General features: G+C 72.6%; 1 pseudogene. It reads left to right on the top strand.

Going from position 1 to position 212, the window contains the following annotated elements:
* Positions 1–212, top strand: a pseudogene (locus MFF64_RS37690) (hypothetical protein); the annotation flags it as partial.

The following is a 212-nucleotide window of genomic DNA, read 5'->3' as shown; positions in this document are numbered from 1 at the left end:
GCCCTCCTAGCGATGGCGGTCCTCGCCGGGGAGGCGGGGAGGGCCATCTTGCGGCGCCGGGGTGGTCTGGTCGGCACCCTGCTGCTGATGATCATCGCCGGGCACGAGACCACACTCAACCTGATCACCAACGCGGTCCGGGCGCTGTGCACCGACCGCGGGCAACTGGAGCTGGTCCGCGCCGGGCGCGCGCCCTGGGACGACGTGGTCGA

Origin of the sequence: Methylobacterium frigidaeris (genome assembly GCF_022179185.1) — a bacterium.
Lineage (GTDB): Bacteria > Pseudomonadota > Alphaproteobacteria > Rhizobiales > Beijerinckiaceae > Methylobacterium > Methylobacterium frigidaeris.
The sequence above is the reverse complement of the archived record's forward strand: the minus strand, read 5'-3'. Positions and strand labels throughout refer to the sequence as shown.